We start from the raw sequence: 14,982 nt of genomic DNA on the forward strand, positions 1-14,982 counted from the left end.
GCGCCCCACTTGCGCGCATAGTTCTGATGCAATCGCCCAAGGAGTGCCCACCCCACGATGGCCAAGACGCCACCGACCCCGGAAAACCCGCTCGATCCCAAGCCCTACCGCCGTCCCGGTTGGCTCTCTGGGTTGCGTTCTTCCTTCTTCACCGGCCTTGTTGTCGTCGGCCCCGTTGCCGTGACCATCTGGCTGATCTGGACGGTTGTGGGCTGGGTCGATGGGGTTGTGATGCCCTTTGTGCCCGGCGCCTATCACCCTGAAACGCTGGTGAACCGCTTTTTCAACTGCGAGGGCTGTGAGCCGATCCGGGTGAATATCCGGGGCGTCGGCGTGGTCGTCTTCCTGCTGTTCACCATACTGGTCGGCTGGATGGCCAAGGGGTTTTTGGGCCGCTCCTTCTTGCGTTGGGCTGAGAGCCTCGTGGACCGAATGCCGGTGGTCCGTTCCATTTACAACGGCCTCAAGCAAATCGCAGAAACTGTGTTTGCCCAGACCGAGACAAACTTCGACAAGGCCTGCCTTGTGCAATACCCGCGCGAGGGGATCTGGGCGATTGCCTTCGTCTCGACCAAGGCCAAAGGCGAAATCGCCGCGAAGTATCCGAATGATGACGAGTTGCTTTCGGTCTTTCTGCCGACCACGCCCAACCCGACCTCGGGCTTCTTGCTCTTCGTGCCGCGTAAGGATGCCATCATTCTCGATATGACGGTGGAAGACGCCGCCAAGTTGGTTATCTCGGCGGGCCTCGTTTACCCCTCCGACAGAATCGCCGCCTCGATCCCGGGCGGCGCGGCGGCGGTAGAAGAGATGCAAAAGAAGAAAGGGGCGGCCTGAGGCGCCTCCAAGGCCCCTCACCCGCACCATATGCGCCAAAAATGCGACATTGCAGCCACATCTTGTGGTTCAACCGAGAGCTGTCGTTGCGACCGCACGGAAACAGCTTAAATTAAGTTCCGAGCAGGTAAAAAAATGGGAAAAAACCCGATGAAACTCTTCTACGCAGGCATTCTCTCTGTCGCCCTTTCCGCCCCGGCCTTTGCCGGTGGCCTGAATGAGCCGGTGATGGAACCGACCGTGACCGCCGACGCAGACACCACCGCCCCTCAGGACACACTGGTCAGCCGTGACGCCATTGCCGCCGACACTGCGGCAGGTGGCAGCCACGACATCATCGTGCCGATCACGGCCCTTATCCTCTTCGGGATCAGCGTCGCCAACTGACGCCAACCGGATTGTCGCCCGGCAGGGGCCGCTCGGAGCTTTCCGCAGCGGCCTGTTTGCCGTTTGTCATTCCGGAAAGGTCCGCCCAAGCCCGTCGCCATAGATCGCGGCCAGATCGACGCTGCTTTTCTTACCGACCTTGGCGCCATTGACGTTCAAGAACCGCGCCGCAGCCCGGCGTCCGGCTTCTTTCAACTCGCTCATCACATAGGGGTTGGGCACGGTTTTGGTGGCGACAGACAGATCGTTCATCAGATCGTCATCCGAGATCATGTGCACCCGAACGTATTTCATCGCGCCCTCGGGGATGGTGCCGCTGTCGATCAGCCGATGGACAAAGGCAATGGCACGCAGTTCCTGCATCAGCGCGGCGTTGAAGCTAATCTCGTTGACACGGTTGGCGATGTCTTGCGGGGTTTGCGGCAGTTCCTCGCGCTCCAGCGGGTTGATGTTGATGATGATGATGTCATCGGGCAGATGGCGCGCATAAAGCGGAAACAGCGCCGGGTTGCCGGTGTAGCCGCCATCCCACCAAAATTCATCGGTTAGCGTTACCGGATCCTTGGCCTCTACCGCACGAAAGACCGTGGGCAGGCAGGCCGAGGCCAGAATGACCTCTGGCGTGATCTCATCGCCGCGAAACACCCGGATGCGCCCGGTGCGCACATTGGTGGCAGACACATAAAAGTCTGGCCCCCGCTCGTGGCAGACATGGCTGTAATCGAAGGCTTCCACCACCTTGCGGAGCGGATTGTCGTAAAACGGGCCGAGGCTGTAGGGCGAGGCCACGCGGGCGGCGGTTTCCTGCATCCAGAAATAGGGCGAGAACTCCATGAACTTGCTCACCACTTCGGCGGGCGGCGCGAAGGGGGCAAGCCATTGGCTGATCTGGGTGTCAGGAATCGCGCCCATCTGCTCCCAAAGCCAATCGAGGTTGGCCCGGGCCACCCGGTTGCCCTCTTCCACATCGCCATCGGCCAGCCCGCGCACCAGCCCGGCCTTGAGCGCCGCGCCATTCACCGCCCCGGCTGAGGTGCCGGATATGGCCGCCACTTCAAAATCGCCGGTCTCCAGCAGCCGATCAAGCACACCCCAGGTGAAGGCACCATGGGCTCCTCCCCCCTGGAGTGCGAGGTTGACGGCGATCTTCTTTTTCTGTGCCATGATGCGTGCCTAGCTGGCCGTCCAGCCACCATCGGCAGAGATCGTGGTGCCGGTGATCTGCGCCGCCGCGTCGGAGCAAAGGAAGATGGCGAGGCCGCCAAGCTGCTCGGTGGTGACGAACTCCTTGGAGGGCTGCTTTTCGAGGATGACCTTCTCGACCACCTCGTCTTCCTTCATGTTGTATTCCTTCGCCGTGTCGGGGATCTGCGCTTCCACCAGCGGGGTCAGCACGTAACCGGGGCAGATGGCATTGGCGGTGATCGGCTCTTTCGCCGTCTCCAGCCCCACGGTCTTGGTCATGCCGACGATGCCGTGCTTGGCGGAGATATAGGCCGATTTGTAGGGCGAGGCGCGCAAGCCGTGGGCGGAGGCGATGTTGATGATGCGGCCCCAGCCTGCCTTGCGCATCAGCGGCAGAGCGGCAGCGGTGGTGTGGAAGGCCGAGGAGAGGTTGATGGCGATGATCGCATCCCACTTCTCCGCCGGAAACTGGTCGATCGGGGCCACGTGCTGAATGCCGGCGTTGTTGACGAGGATATCACAGACGCCCGCCTCGTCGATCAGCTTGCGGCACTCATCGCCCTTGCTCATGTCGGCTTTGATGTAGCGGGCCTCGACGCCGTGGGCCTTGCCGATCTCTTCGGCCAGCGCGTGATCTTCGTCGCGGTCGGTGAACGAGTTGAGCACCACATTGGCCCCCGCTTCAGCCAGCGAACGCGCAACTCCCAGCCCGATCCCCGAGTTGGACCCGGTGATGACGGCGGTTTTGCCTTTGAGAGACATCTCTCTTCTCCTTTTGCGAAAATCCGTTGGCGCAGAGCATAGATGCTGCACCTGCAAAGGAAACGGTGAATGTCACAAGACGTTCCCGCCCTGCGTCAGTTTGTCGGATCGTGATGTTGCGCGGGACGGAGGAAAGACACGGGTCTGCCGCAGCCAAAAAAAAGCGCCCGCACAAGGCGGGCGCAAGTTATTGAGGCAGGTTTCATACAGGCAAGAAACCTATCGAGCAGTGCCCCCTTTATACGCGTTCAGGCGCTCATGTCCAAGGTAAAAGTTTGAAAAGGCTGAACTCCGCCGTTAGGCTTTGGCTCAAATAAACAAGGGCAGACAGGGATTGTTGCCAAAATGGCCTCCGATTTTTTCCGAACAGCTACGCAGGTTTGCGCGGTTCTCGCAGCAGTTTCCCTAGGGGGATTCGCAGCAGCAGAGCCAAAACACGGTATTGCGATGTATGGCGAGCCCGCGCTGCCGCCCGATTTTACCGCCCTGCCCTACGTCAACCCGGATGCGCCCAAGGGTGGCGAGTATGTGCAGAGCGAGATCGGCAGCTTTGACTCCATGCACCCGTTCATCCTCAAGGGCCGCGCGCCCTGGGCCTGGCGGACTTTCGGATTCGAAACGCTCATGGGCCGCAGCCAGGACGAGCCTTTCACGCTCTACGGTTTGTTGGCCGAAACGGTGGAAACCGGGCCGAACCGGGAGTGGGTGGAGTTTCACCTGCGGCCCGAGGCACGGTTCAACGACGGCTCGCCGGTGACGGTGGAAGATGTGATGTGGTCTTACGAGACCCTCGGCACCCTCGGCCACCCGCGCTACCACACGGCGTGGAAGAAGGTGGCCAAGATGGAGAAGGTGGGCGAGCGCGGCGTGCGCTTTACCTTCAACGAGCCCGATAACGAGCTGGCCTTGCTCATGGGGATGCGCCCGATTCTGAAGAAGGCCGATTGGGACGGGATCGACTTTGAAGAAGCCTCCATGCGCGTGCCCGTCGGCTCCGGCCCCTATGTGATTGACAGCATAGACCCGGGCCGCTCGATCACCCTCAAGCGCAACCCGGACTGGTGGGCCAAGGATTTGCCCTTCTACCGGGGCCAGCACAACTTCGACACGCTGCGCTATGAGTGGTTTGGCGATGGCGACGTCGCCTTCGAGGCCTTCCGCGCGGGCGAACTCAGCTACAACCGCGAGAACAACGTGGCCAAGTGGAACAGCTCTTATGATTTCCCCGCAGTCCAATCGGGCGACGTGGTGAAGGCGCTGATCCCCCACGAGCGGCCCTCGGGCATCACCGGGCTGGTGATGAACACCCGCAAGCCGATGTTTGAAGACTGGCGCGTGCGCGAGGCGATGATCCTCGCGTTCAACTACGAGTTCATCTCTGACAAGCTGAATGACGGGGGCGATCCGCGCATCTGCTCCTACTTCTGCAACTCCGAACTGGCGATGAAGCCCGGCCCGGCAGAGGGCAAGGTGGCAGAGCTTCTGGCCCCCTTCGCCGCCGATCTGCCGCCGGGCACCATCGAGGGCTACGAGCTGCCCAAGGGCGATGGCTCTGTGCGCAACCGCGCCAATGTGCGCGCTGCGATGAACCTGCTCAACGAGGCCGGCTGGACGGTGGATGACGCAGGCGTGCTGCGCAACGCGGCGGGCGAGGCCTTTGCCTTCGAGATCCTGCTGCAAACCGGGGCGCCGCAGCCTGCCAATATCGCCGACCTCTACGTCGAAGGGCTGAAACGGCTGGGGATGCAGGTTACGGTCGAGGCCGTTGACCGGGCGCAATATCGCGAGCGCACCAACGTCTATGACTTCGACATGACGTGGTATACCCGCCCGCTCTCCATGTCGCCCGGCAACGAGCAAACGCTCTACTGGGGCTCTGATGGCGTGACCGAGCCCGGAACCCGCAACTGGATGGGCATGAACTCTCCCGCCGGTGAGGCGATGATCCGCGCGATGCTGGAAACCGAAGACCGCGAGGTGTTTCTTGCAGCCGTGCGCGGGCTCGACAGGGTGCTGACGGCAGGGCGCTATGTGATTCCGATCTGGTACAGCCCGGAGGCACGGCTCGCCTTCAAGAAAGAGATGAAATTCAACGCCGACCACCTGCCCGCCTATGGCGATTGGGCCGGGTTCCTGCCCGATGTCTGGTGGTGGGAAGAGGAGTGATCCGCCCTGCCCTGCGTGCAGCACTGATTGGCCTCATGGCCACGGCCGTGCAGGCAGAAACCGTGGAAATCCCCGGCCCGGAAGGCCCGCTTCAGGGCGAATTGCTGCTGCCTCAGGGCGCGCAGGCCGGGGTGGTGATTGTGCCCGGCTCTGGCCCGATCGACCGTGACGGGCGATTTTCCACCGGGCGCGGTGCCCTGACCTATCGCCTGTTGGCCGAGGCGCTCGCCGCCGAGGGGGTGGCGAGCCTTCGGATCGACAAGCGCGGGCTCTTTGGCAGCAAGGCCGCCATCAGCGACCCCGAGGCGGTGACGGTGGAGGCCTATGGCGAGGATGTCAGCCATTGGGCCGCGCTGCTCTCCGCGCGGCTGGGGCAAGAGTGCGTCTGGCTCGTCGGGCATTCGGAGGGCGGGCTGGTTTCGCTCGCCGTAGCCTCTGCTGGCGCGCCGGGGGTTTGCGGGCTGGTGCTGCTGGCTGCACCGGGGCGGCGGCTTTCGGTGATCCTGCGCGAGCAACTGGCCCGGCAACCGCAGGCCAAGCCCTTCGAGGAGGAAATGGAGCGCATTCTTTCCACGCTGGAGCGCGGCGAGCGTGTGGATATCGACAGCCTCAGCCCCGCCCTGCGCCAGCCCTGGCGCGACAGTATTCAGGGCTTTCTCATCAACCTTTTCGCCAAGGATCCGGTGGCGCTGGCGCGCGCCTACCCGGGGCCGGTGCTGGTGATTCAAGGCGAGCGGGATGCTCAGATTGCCCGGGTCGATGCCAATGCGCTGGCAGGGGCCGCGCCGGGGGCCAAGCTGCGCCTCTTTCCGCAGATGACCCATATGCTCAAGGATGATGTCGAGGGCGCGCCCTTTGCCACCTATGAAGATCCGGACCTGCCGCTGACGTGTGGCCTTGCCGAAGCCATCGCCGCCTTCACCCGTTAAGCGACCAGCGAGCGGGCCTTGTACTTGTTAACGCAGCATTAATCGTGACTGCCTAGCCTCCACCCCCATCAACCACAACGCGAATTGATGGGAATCGGCAAATGCGCTACGCTTCGGATGATCTGGGAGGACAATCGATGGCTTGGAAACAGCTCTTCGAGAACTGGGCGGATGCCCTACCAAAGATCGTGGACCTATATCCACATGTGGATACAGTCGCGCTGCAAAGGTTTCGTGGCAACCGAACGCTCTTTGTCGCCTACCTCGCGGCCACCCACGACCTGACGCTGAGAGAGGCCGATGAGGGCGTGAACGAAATGCTCCGCCGGTTTGGCCGCAGCGAGATGGCACAGGCCGCCTGAAGCTTGCCAGCCTGAGGCCGGTTAACTGCGCGGCGCACAGGGCTAGGCCAGCGAGGTCACCCAGAGGATCGTGGCATCCTCGTCGCTCTGCGACACCACGTTATGCCCCATCGTGGCATCGTAATAGGCACTGTCGCCCCGGCGCAGCTCCACCGGCGCATAGAACTCGGTGTAGAGCATGACCACACCGGTCAGCACATATAGGAACTCTTCGCCATCGTGGCGCACCCAGCCGTCAAACTCCTCCATCCGGCGGGCCCGGATGCGGGCGCGGTAGGGCAGCATCTTCTTTTGGGTAAGCTGGTTGGCAAGCAGGTCATGCTCGTAGGTCGGCGTAAGCTGATGGTCTCCCTCGCCTGCCGTCGTCACCGCCATCCGGCCATTCACACGGGTATCGCTGGGCGGTGTGAAGAGCTGGGGCAGCGATATCTTCAGCCCCTCGGCCAGCTTTTTCACGGCGTCATAGGTGGGCGACATCTGGCCGTTCTCGATTTTGGAGAGGGTCGAGCGCGCCAGCCCCGCCTGTCGTGCGGCCTGCTCCAGCGTCCAGCCCTGAGCCGTGCGCAGGCTGCGCACCCGCTCACCCAGATCGAGCGGCGCGGCCTCGGCCTGCTGGCCGCTCTCCCGCGCGATGCGTATCAGGCTCTTTGGATCGTCTCCCATGAGCAGCCGGTTTAGGCGGGCGGGCGAGCCCTTGCAAGCGCCTCCGCCCGGCGCTAGCAAAAAGCCCATGCAAGCCCCCTGCCCCAGCCCTTTCAACATGGCCGCCTATGTGCTTGGCGCGGCTGAGAAAACCCCGGGTAAAACCGCATTGGTCATCGCCGGGGCCACAAAGGCGCAGCGCTGGCGCTTCGGCGAGATCCGCACCCATGTGGCTGCCATCGCGGCCGGGCTTCTGGCGCGCGGCCTTCAGCCGGGTGACAGAGTGCTGCTTCGGCTGGGCAATACGGTCGAGTTTCCGCTGGCCTACCTCGGGGCAATCTGGGCCGGGCTGGTGCCGGTGCCAACCTCTGCCGCGCTGTCCGTGCCAGAAATCACCGCCATCGCCGCAGAGCTGCCCCCTGCGCTGGTGATCGCCGGCAAGGACGTGCCCCTGCCCGAGCACCCGGCCCCGGTTCTGCCCGAGGCGGCGCTGCATGACATGCAGGGCGAGGCACCGCCCCAGATGGGCAGCCCCGACCGGCTCGCCTATATCATCTACACCTCTGGCACTTCGGGCCGCCCGCGCGGGGTGATGCACGCCCACCGCGCGGTCTGGGCGCGGCGGATGATGTGGGAGGGCTGGTATGACCTGCGCGAAGAGGACCGGCTGCTGCACGCCGGGGCCATCAACTGGACCTACACCCTCGGCACCGGCCTGATGGACCCTTGGGCGCGGGGCGCCACCGCTGTGATCCCCGCGCCGGGCACGGAGCCACGCCAACTTCCGCTGCTGATGGCCCGCCATGATGCTACGCTTTTTGCCGCCGCGCCGGGGGTTTATCGGCAAATGTTAAGGCATCATGAGCGGCTCTCCACCCCCAAGCTGCGCCACGGCCTTTCTGCCGGTGAGAAGCTGCCCGACGCGCTGCGCGAGGCCTGGGGCAACGCCACCGGCACCGAGGTTTACGAGGCGCTCGGCATGTCGGAATGCTCCACCTATATCTCCGCCAACCCGGCCCGCCCCGCGCCTGAGGGGGCCACCGGTTACCCGCAGCCCGGGCGGCGCACCCGGGTGGGTCCGGACGGAGAACTGGCGATCCACCGCAGCGATCCGGGCCTGATGCTGGGCTATCTGAACGCGCCCGAAGAGACAGCCGCGCGCTACGATGGCGACTGGTTCTTGACCGGCGACACGGTGGCCGAGGGGCCGGACGGCGCAATCACCTACCTCGGGCGCAATGACGACATGATGAATGCGGGCGGCTACCGGGTATCTCCGCTAGAGGTGGAAGCAGCGCTTGTGACGCATCCGCAGATCAGCGCGGCGGCGGCTGTGGAGCACGAGGTAAAGCCCGGCACCACCGTCATAAGGTGCTTCTATGTCGCATCAGAAGATATTGATGATGCGGCGCTTTCCACCTTCGCCGTCGCCCGGCTCGCGCGCTACAAATGCCCCCGTATCTTCACCCGTGTTGAAGCGCTCCCCGCCAACGCCAACGGCAAGATCAACCGCACTGTTCTGCGCAATCGCCCGCTCGGGCCTGCGTGAGCGCACGGCTTTCACCCTTCCCCCCGCCGCGCGGGCGTGACACATACGCCCCATGATCAAGCTCGACATCTTCTCCGACCCGATCTGCCCGTGGTGCTTCATCGGAAAAACCCTGCTCGACAGGGCACTGGCCGACGCCCCGCAGAACCCGTTCACCATCGAGTATCATCCGTTTCAGCTGAACCCCGACATGCCCAAGGGCGGGATGGACCGGCGCGCCTATCTGGAAGGCAAATTCGGCGGCAAGCAGGAGGCACTGGAGGTTTACGGGCGCATCGCCAAGGCTGCCGAAGAGGCCGGGCTGATGCTGAACCTTGAGGCCATCGAGCGCACACCCAACACGCTGGATGCCCATCGCCTAATCCACTGGGCGGGGCTAGAAGAGCGGCAAATCCCTGTGGTTTCAATGCTCTTCGACGCCTACTTCATGCAAGGTCGCGACATTGAAGACCACGAGGTTCTGGCCGATATCGCAGACTCTGCGGGCTGCGATGCTGCAGTGATCCAGCGTCTCCTGGAGAGCGATGCCGACAGTGAAGATATCCGCGCGCGTGATGCTCACGCCCGTGAGCGCGGCGTCACGGGTGTGCCCACGCATATCATCGCCAACCAGCATGTGGTGCCCGGCTGCCAGCCGCCCGAGCTCTGGACCAAACTCATCGACGAGATCAACGGTCAGATCGGCACCGTTCGATGAGTCTGGCCGACGGCGCGGCGCCCGAGCGCAGGCTGGGCCGAACGGAATTTACCGCCCTCATGGCGATGCTCTTCGCCACCATCGCCTTCTCGACCGATGCGATGTTGCCGGCGATGCCCACCATCGTGGAAGAGTTGACGCCAGATGCGCCCAACCGCGCACAGCTGATCATCACCTTTTTCATGCTGGGCATGGGCATTGGCACGCTAATCACCGGCCCGCTTTCGGATGCCTTCGGGCGCAAGCCAACCATCCTGGCCTGCGCCGCGCTCTACATCGGCGGCTCGCTGCTGGCCTGGGTCGCCCCCTCGCTGGAGCTTGTGCTGGCCGCGCGGGTGCTTCAGGGTCTTGGTGCCGCCGGGCCGCGCGTGGTCGGCCTTGCCATCGTGCGAGATCAATATGCCGGGCGCGAAATGGCCCGGATCGTCAGCTTCATCTTCCTCGTCTTCTCGCTCTTCCCGGCCTTCGCCCCGCTGATCGGCTCAGGTGTGATCACACTGTTCGGATGGCGTGCGATCTTCCTCGTGTTCGTGCTCTTCATCGGCATATCCACGCTCTGGCTCACCCTCCGCCAGCCCGAAACCCTGCCCCGCGCAGGCCGCGTGCCTTTTCAGGCCCGCTCGCTTTGGCAGAATGTTCGCATCGTGGTCGCCAACCGCACCGTCCGCTTTACGATTGCAGTGCAGATCTTTGTATTTGCACAGCTTCTGGCCATCATCGCCACCACGCAGCCGGTATTTGACGAGGTGTTCGGCAAGGCCGATAGCTTCCCGGTTTGGTTTGCGCTCATCGCACTCTGCGCCAGCACCAGCAGCTTTTTGAACGCACGCTTCGTGATGACAGTCGGGATGCGCGGCATGGTGATCCGAGCACTGACCGGCGTGCTCATTATCACCGCAACGTCGCTTGTGATCACAAGCCTGCTCCAACAGGCCTCCACCGCGCATTTCGTTGTCTATGTGATCTGGATCATCACCATCTTCTACCAGATGGGCCTGACCATGGGGAACCTGAACGCGCTTGCGCTGGAGCCAATGGGGCGGTTGGCGGGGACGGCCACCTCGGTGATCGGGGCGATCAGCACGGCCTGTGCCGTGGTGGTCGGAACGCCGATCGGGCAGTTCTTCGATGGCACCACGACGCCGATCATGATTGGTTGCCTGCTTTGCGGGGGCGTCGCCCTCGGCCTCATGCTCTGGATGGGAAATCCCGACGAAACAGGCGCTTAGGCCTTTGCCTTCACCTTCTCGGCCAGGTCGCGGGCAATCGCGAAGGCGCCTTTGATCTTATCCGATGCCTTGGCCCAGTCGCGCCGCACGACCAGCTTGTTGTCGCGGATCTTCGCGTATCCGTTCTGCGCCTGAATGTACTCCACAAGCCCCGCCGGGTTGGCAAACTTGTCGTTATGAAACTGCACCGTCCCGCCCTTGGGCCCGCCATCGAGTTTGGCGATGCCCGCGCGCTTGCACATCGCCTTGATGCGGACGATGAGCATCAGCGTGTTCACCTCTTTGGGCAGCGGGCCGAACCTGTCGATCAGCTCGGCGGCAAAGCCCTCCAGCTCGACCTTGGTGGTGAGCGAAGAGAGCCGCCGGTAGAGCCCGAGGCGCACATCAAGATCAGGAACGTACGCCTCTGGAATCAAGACAGGAACGCCGAGGTTGATCTGCGGCGCCCATTGCCCGTCATCTTCCAGCAGCCCCTCGGCCTCGCCCGATTTGATCTTGGAAATCGCGTCTTCCAGCATCGACTGATAAAGTTCATAGCCGACCTCTTTCACATGGCCTGACTGCTCCTCACCCACCAGATTGCCCGCGCCGCGAATATCGAGGTCTTGGCTGGCCAGCGTGAAGCCCGCGCCAAGGCTGTCGAGGCTGCCGAGAACCCGCAGGCGCTTCTCGGCGGTGTCGGTCAGCGGAATGCGCGGACGGGTGGTGAGATAGGCGTAGGCCCTCGTTTTGGCACGCCCAACGCGGCCCCGGATCTGGTAGAGCTGGGCAAGGCCAAACATGTCGGCGCGATGCACGATCATGGTGTTGGCGGTGGGGATATCGAGGCCGCTTTCAACAATCGTTGTCGCCAGCAGGATGCCGAACTTGCCATCATAGAAGGCGTTCATCTTGTCATCCAGCTCGCCCGCCGCCATCTGGCCATGCGCCACAACATAGCTAACCTCGGGCACCTGCTCCTTCAGGAACTCCTCGATCTCGGGCAAGTCCTTGATGCGCGGCACCACGTAAAAGCTTTGCCCGCCACGGTAATGCTCGCGCAGCAAGGCCTCGCGCACCGTCACCGGATCGAACTCGCTGACGTATGTGCGAATGGCCAGCCGGTCCACCGGCGGCGTGCCGATTATCGAAAGATCCCGGACACCTGTGAGCGATAGTTGAAGTGTGCGCGGAATCGGCGTGGCGGTTAGGGTGAGCACGTGGATGTCGCTGCGCATCTCCTTCAGCCGCTCCTTGTGGCCGACGCCGAAGTGCTGCTCTTCGTCGATGATCAGCAGGCCCAGCTCCTTGAAGCGGATATTCTTGGCCAGCACCGCATGAGTCCCGATCACGATATCCACCGTGCCATCCGCCAGCCCCTTGCGGGTGTCGGTGGCCTGCTTGGCGGGCACAAAACGCGAAAGCTGGCGCACCTTCAGCGGGAAGCCCTTGAACCGCTCCGCAAAGCCCTGCGCGTGCTGGCGGGCCAGCAGCGTGGTGGGGGCAATCACCGCCACCTGCTTGCCCTGCATCGCCGCCACGAAGGCCGCGCGCATCGCCACCTCGGTTTTGCCAAAGCCGACATCGCCGCAAATCAGCCGGTCCATCGGGCGGCCTGCCTCAAGGTCCTCCAGCACCTCGGCGATGGCTTTCAGCTGATCATCCGTCTCGGTGTAAGGGAAACGGGCCGAAAACTCTTCCCACGCGTGGGGCACGGGCTCAAGCACGGGCGCCTTTCGCAGCATCCGCTCGGCGGCAGTGCGCATCAGCTTCTCGGCGGCAATGCGAATGCGCTCTTTCAGCCGGGCCTTCTTGGCCTGCCACGCGCCGCCGCCCAGCCTGTCGAGCAGCCCTTCCTCGTGGCCGTAGCGCGAAAGCAGCTCGATGTTTTCCACGGGCAGGTAGAGCCGGGCAGCATCGGCATATTCGAGGTGGATCATCTCGTGATCCGCGCCAAGCGCATTGACCACCTCCAGCCCCATATAGCGCCCGACGCCATGATCGACATGCACGATCAGATCGCCGGGGCTGAGGCTTTGCGCTTCCGTCAGGAAGTTTTCGGCCCGCCGCTTGCGCTTGGGCGCGCGAATAAGCCTGTCGCCCAGCACATCCTGCTCGGAAATCACCGTCAGGCCGGGTTCGGTAAAGCCGTGTTCCAGCGGCCAGATCGCAAGGTAAACGCCGCCCTTGCCCTCGGGCACATCGCGCCAGTCGGTGATCGGCGTCGCGCCGTCAACGCCCTCGTCGGCCATCAGCCCCGAAAGCCGCTCCCGCGCGCCCTCGGAGTAGGAGGCCACCACCACCTGCCCTTCCCGGCGCTGCGCTTCAACATGAGTCTTCAAGGCCCCGAAAAGGCTGACAGTTTCTTGCTGTCGCTCGGGAGAGAAGTTGCGCCCAATCCGCCCGCCCGCATCCAGCACGCCCGGCCCGGTGCCCTGCGGCAGCGGCGAAAGCTGGATCACCCGGCGGCGCTGCATGGCCGCCTCCCAAGCGCTGTCATCAAGGTAAAGCTGCGCTGGCGGGGCGGCCTTGTAGCTGCCCCCCATCCGCGCCTTCACCGCCGCCGCCTCGCGCCGGTTTTCATAGCTGTCCACGATGCCCTCCCACCGCGCCAGCCGGGCGGGAGTGAACTGATCGTCGAGCATCACCGATGCATCGGGCAGGTAGTCGAAGAAGGTATCGAGCGACTCGTGAAACAGCGGCAGCCAGTGCTCGAAACCGGCATGTTTGCGGCCCGCGCTGACGGCCTCGTACAGCGGGTCATCCGAGCCGGCCGCGCCAAACTCGATCCGGTAGTTCTGACGAAACCGGGTAATCGCCGCCTCATCCAGCACCACCTCGGAGGCTGGAGACAGCTCAACCCGCGTCAGCTTTTCGGTGGTGCGCTGGGTAGCCGGATCAAACCGGCGGGCCCCGTCGAGCACATCGCCGAAGAGATCAAGCCGCACCGGGCCGCCATCGCCGGGCGGGTAAATATCTATGATGCCGCCGCGCACGGCAAAATCGCCCGGCTCCAGCACCGTCGGGGCCTGGCTGAAGCCCATGCGCACCAGAAAATCACGCAGGCCGGCCTCGTCCACCCGCTCGCCCACCACCGCCACAAAGCTGGAAGACTCCACCAGCGCCTTGGCCGGCACGCGCTGGGTGGCCGCGTTCAGCGTGGTCAGCACCACGAAACGGCCAGACATGCCGCTGGCCAGCGCCGAAAGCGTGGCCATGCGGCGGGCCGAGATGTCGGGGTTGGGCGACACCCGGTCATAGGGCAGGCAATCCCAGCCGGGAAATTCGATCACCGGCACATTCGGCGCAAAAAAGGCCAGTGCCGCGCGCATCTCAGCCAGCCGCTTGTCATCGCGGGCGCAATGCACCACGGGCACGCCGCGCTCAAGCTCGCGGGCGATCAGCAGGGCATCAAACCCCTCGGGCGCACCGCCCAGCGTTATGCGCGTCGTCTCGGCCATCAGGTGGTCTGACCTACCCTGCGCCAGACGGAAGTCAACCGGCCTCGCGCCCCGGATTCACATTATCCCGGCGGATGTGTGGACCGGGCGGCGCAGAATTGGCCGGTAGCCCCCGTCCGGCCCTGCTTTGGCGGGCTCAGTTGCGGTTGAAGACGATCGAAAAGTCGTAGCCGCCCCAGTCACTGGTGGCCACGCCTTCGGCCTCAGAGGCGGTATAGGCTTTCAGCCCCGGCACCCGCAGCACCGTCACCTCTCCGCCGCCGGCGCCAACCGCGCCTGCATGAAAGGCGGCTGCGCAAATATCGCTGTCTCCGGTATAGGGGCCAGAACCCCAGACATCGCGTTGCTTGCTGGCATCGGCCGGGCAAAAGCAGGAGTGGCTCTCGGTGCCGGTCGGAAAGCGCGCGCATTGCGCGAGGTCCGATTTGGCCGCAGGCGGCGGGAAGGAGATGGATTTGGCAAAGCTGCCCCAGTCGCGGGTGACAACCCCATTGGCCTCAGAACCGGTGTAGCTGGCTTGGCCTTCCACGGTCTTCAGCGCCACCATGCCGCCCTCTGCGCCGATCACCCCGGCATGGCGGGCGGCGGTGCACACGTGGCTATCGGCGGTATAGGGCCCCGAGCCCCAAACCGAGCCGGGCGCTGCGTTTGCCTCGCAATGGCAGCTCCAGCCCGCCTTGTCAGAGCTGTAGCTGCTGCAATCGGGGGCAACGGATTCTGCCGCGGCGGGCGCGCCAAGAAAGGCGGCAAAGGCACTGAGAATAATTCGGTTTTTCATCTGGTAGCTCCTCGGAAGA

General features: G+C 63.8%; 13 protein-coding genes. 8 read left to right on the top strand and 5 right to left on the bottom strand.

Translation table 11 applies throughout. The features are described 5' to 3' along the window. Positions 1-57 precede the first annotated feature (57 nt). Positions 58-837, top strand: coding sequence for a DUF502 domain-containing protein (locus ACXAG6_RS12745; protein WP_475338039.1), 780 nt, complete (start codon positions 58-60; stop codon positions 835-837). Between the two features lie 150 nt (positions 838-987). Beyond that, the gene (locus tag ACXAG6_RS12750) at positions 988-1,224 is read left to right on the top strand and encodes a hypothetical protein (protein ID WP_475338041.1); all 237 of its coding nucleotides are present in this window, start codon (positions 988-990) and stop codon (positions 1,222-1,224) included. Positions 1,225-1,290: 66 nt separating this feature from the next. On the opposite strand, the gene ACXAG6_RS12755 is transcribed toward ACXAG6_RS12750, so the two are convergent. Then, positions 1,291-2,388 carry a patatin-like phospholipase family protein gene (locus ACXAG6_RS12755; protein ID WP_475338042.1) on the bottom strand — a complete coding sequence of 366 codons (1,098 nt, stop codon included), beginning with the start codon at positions 2,386-2,388 and terminating at the stop codon, positions 1,291-1,293. Positions 2,389-2,397: 9 nt separating this feature from the next. Then, positions 2,398-3,171 (bottom strand): 3-hydroxybutyrate dehydrogenase, encoded by a 774-nt coding sequence (locus ACXAG6_RS12760; RefSeq protein WP_475338043.1) that lies wholly within the window; start codon positions 3,169-3,171, stop codon positions 2,398-2,400. 345 nt (positions 3,172-3,516) lie between these two features. On the opposite strand from ACXAG6_RS12760, the gene ACXAG6_RS12765 reads away from it, so the two are divergent. From ACXAG6_RS12765 to ACXAG6_RS12775, 3 genes are all read left to right on the top strand, one after another. After that, positions 3,517-5,337, top strand: a complete 1,821-nt coding sequence (locus ACXAG6_RS12765) for an extracellular solute-binding protein (RefSeq protein WP_475338045.1) — start codon at positions 3,517-3,519, stop codon at positions 5,335-5,337. Continuing rightward, positions 5,334-6,266, top strand: a complete 933-nt coding sequence (locus tag ACXAG6_RS12770) for an alpha/beta hydrolase (RefSeq protein ID WP_475338047.1) — start codon at positions 5,334-5,336, stop codon at positions 6,264-6,266. The genes ACXAG6_RS12765 and ACXAG6_RS12770 overlap by 4 nt, the downstream gene beginning before the upstream one ends. Positions 6,267-6,403: 137 nt before the next feature. Beyond that, a complete protein-coding gene (locus ACXAG6_RS12775; RefSeq protein WP_475338049.1) occupies positions 6,404-6,628 on the top strand; it encodes a hypothetical protein in 225 nt (74 codons plus the stop codon). A 42-nt stretch (positions 6,629-6,670) separates the two neighbouring features. Here ACXAG6_RS12775 and ACXAG6_RS12780 read toward each other — a convergent pair whose 3' ends face one another. Further along, positions 6,671-7,291, bottom strand: coding sequence for a helix-turn-helix domain-containing protein (locus ACXAG6_RS12780; RefSeq protein ID WP_475338051.1), 621 nt, complete (start codon positions 7,289-7,291; stop codon positions 6,671-6,673). Positions 7,292-7,358: 67 nt separating this feature from the next. Between ACXAG6_RS12780 and ACXAG6_RS12785 the strand changes: the two genes are divergently transcribed. From ACXAG6_RS12785 to ACXAG6_RS12795, 3 genes are read left to right on the top strand one after another with little or no spacing between them, the layout of a single operon-like run. Beyond that, a complete protein-coding gene (locus ACXAG6_RS12785; RefSeq protein ID WP_475338052.1) occupies positions 7,359-8,819 on the top strand; it encodes a class I adenylate-forming enzyme family protein in 1,461 nt (486 codons plus the stop codon). Positions 8,820-8,871: 52 nt separating this feature from the next. Continuing rightward, positions 8,872-9,516: a DsbA family oxidoreductase gene (locus tag ACXAG6_RS12790; RefSeq protein ID WP_475338053.1), complete on the top strand. Its 645-nt coding sequence runs from the start codon at positions 8,872-8,874 to the stop codon at positions 9,514-9,516. Next, positions 9,513-10,745 (top strand): multidrug effflux MFS transporter, encoded by a 1,233-nt coding sequence (locus ACXAG6_RS12795; protein ID WP_475338055.1) that lies wholly within the window; start codon positions 9,513-9,515, stop codon positions 10,743-10,745. Before ACXAG6_RS12790 ends, ACXAG6_RS12795 begins: the two co-directional genes overlap by 4 nt. Here the strand turns inward: ACXAG6_RS12795 and mfd are convergent. Further along, entirely contained in the window at positions 10,742-14,185 is a 3,444-nt protein-coding gene (gene mfd, locus ACXAG6_RS12800) for a transcription-repair coupling factor (RefSeq protein WP_475338056.1), read from the bottom strand. The two genes, ACXAG6_RS12795 and mfd, sit on opposite strands and share 4 nt — an antisense overlap. 136 nt (positions 14,186-14,321) lie before the next feature. Further along, positions 14,322-14,963 (bottom strand): LCCL domain-containing protein, encoded by a 642-nt coding sequence (locus tag ACXAG6_RS12805; RefSeq protein WP_140014324.1) that lies wholly within the window; start codon positions 14,961-14,963, stop codon positions 14,322-14,324. Positions 14,964-14,982 lie beyond the last annotated feature (19 nt).

It is taken from the genome of Vannielia sp. ABF1_015, from assembly GCF_056160745.1.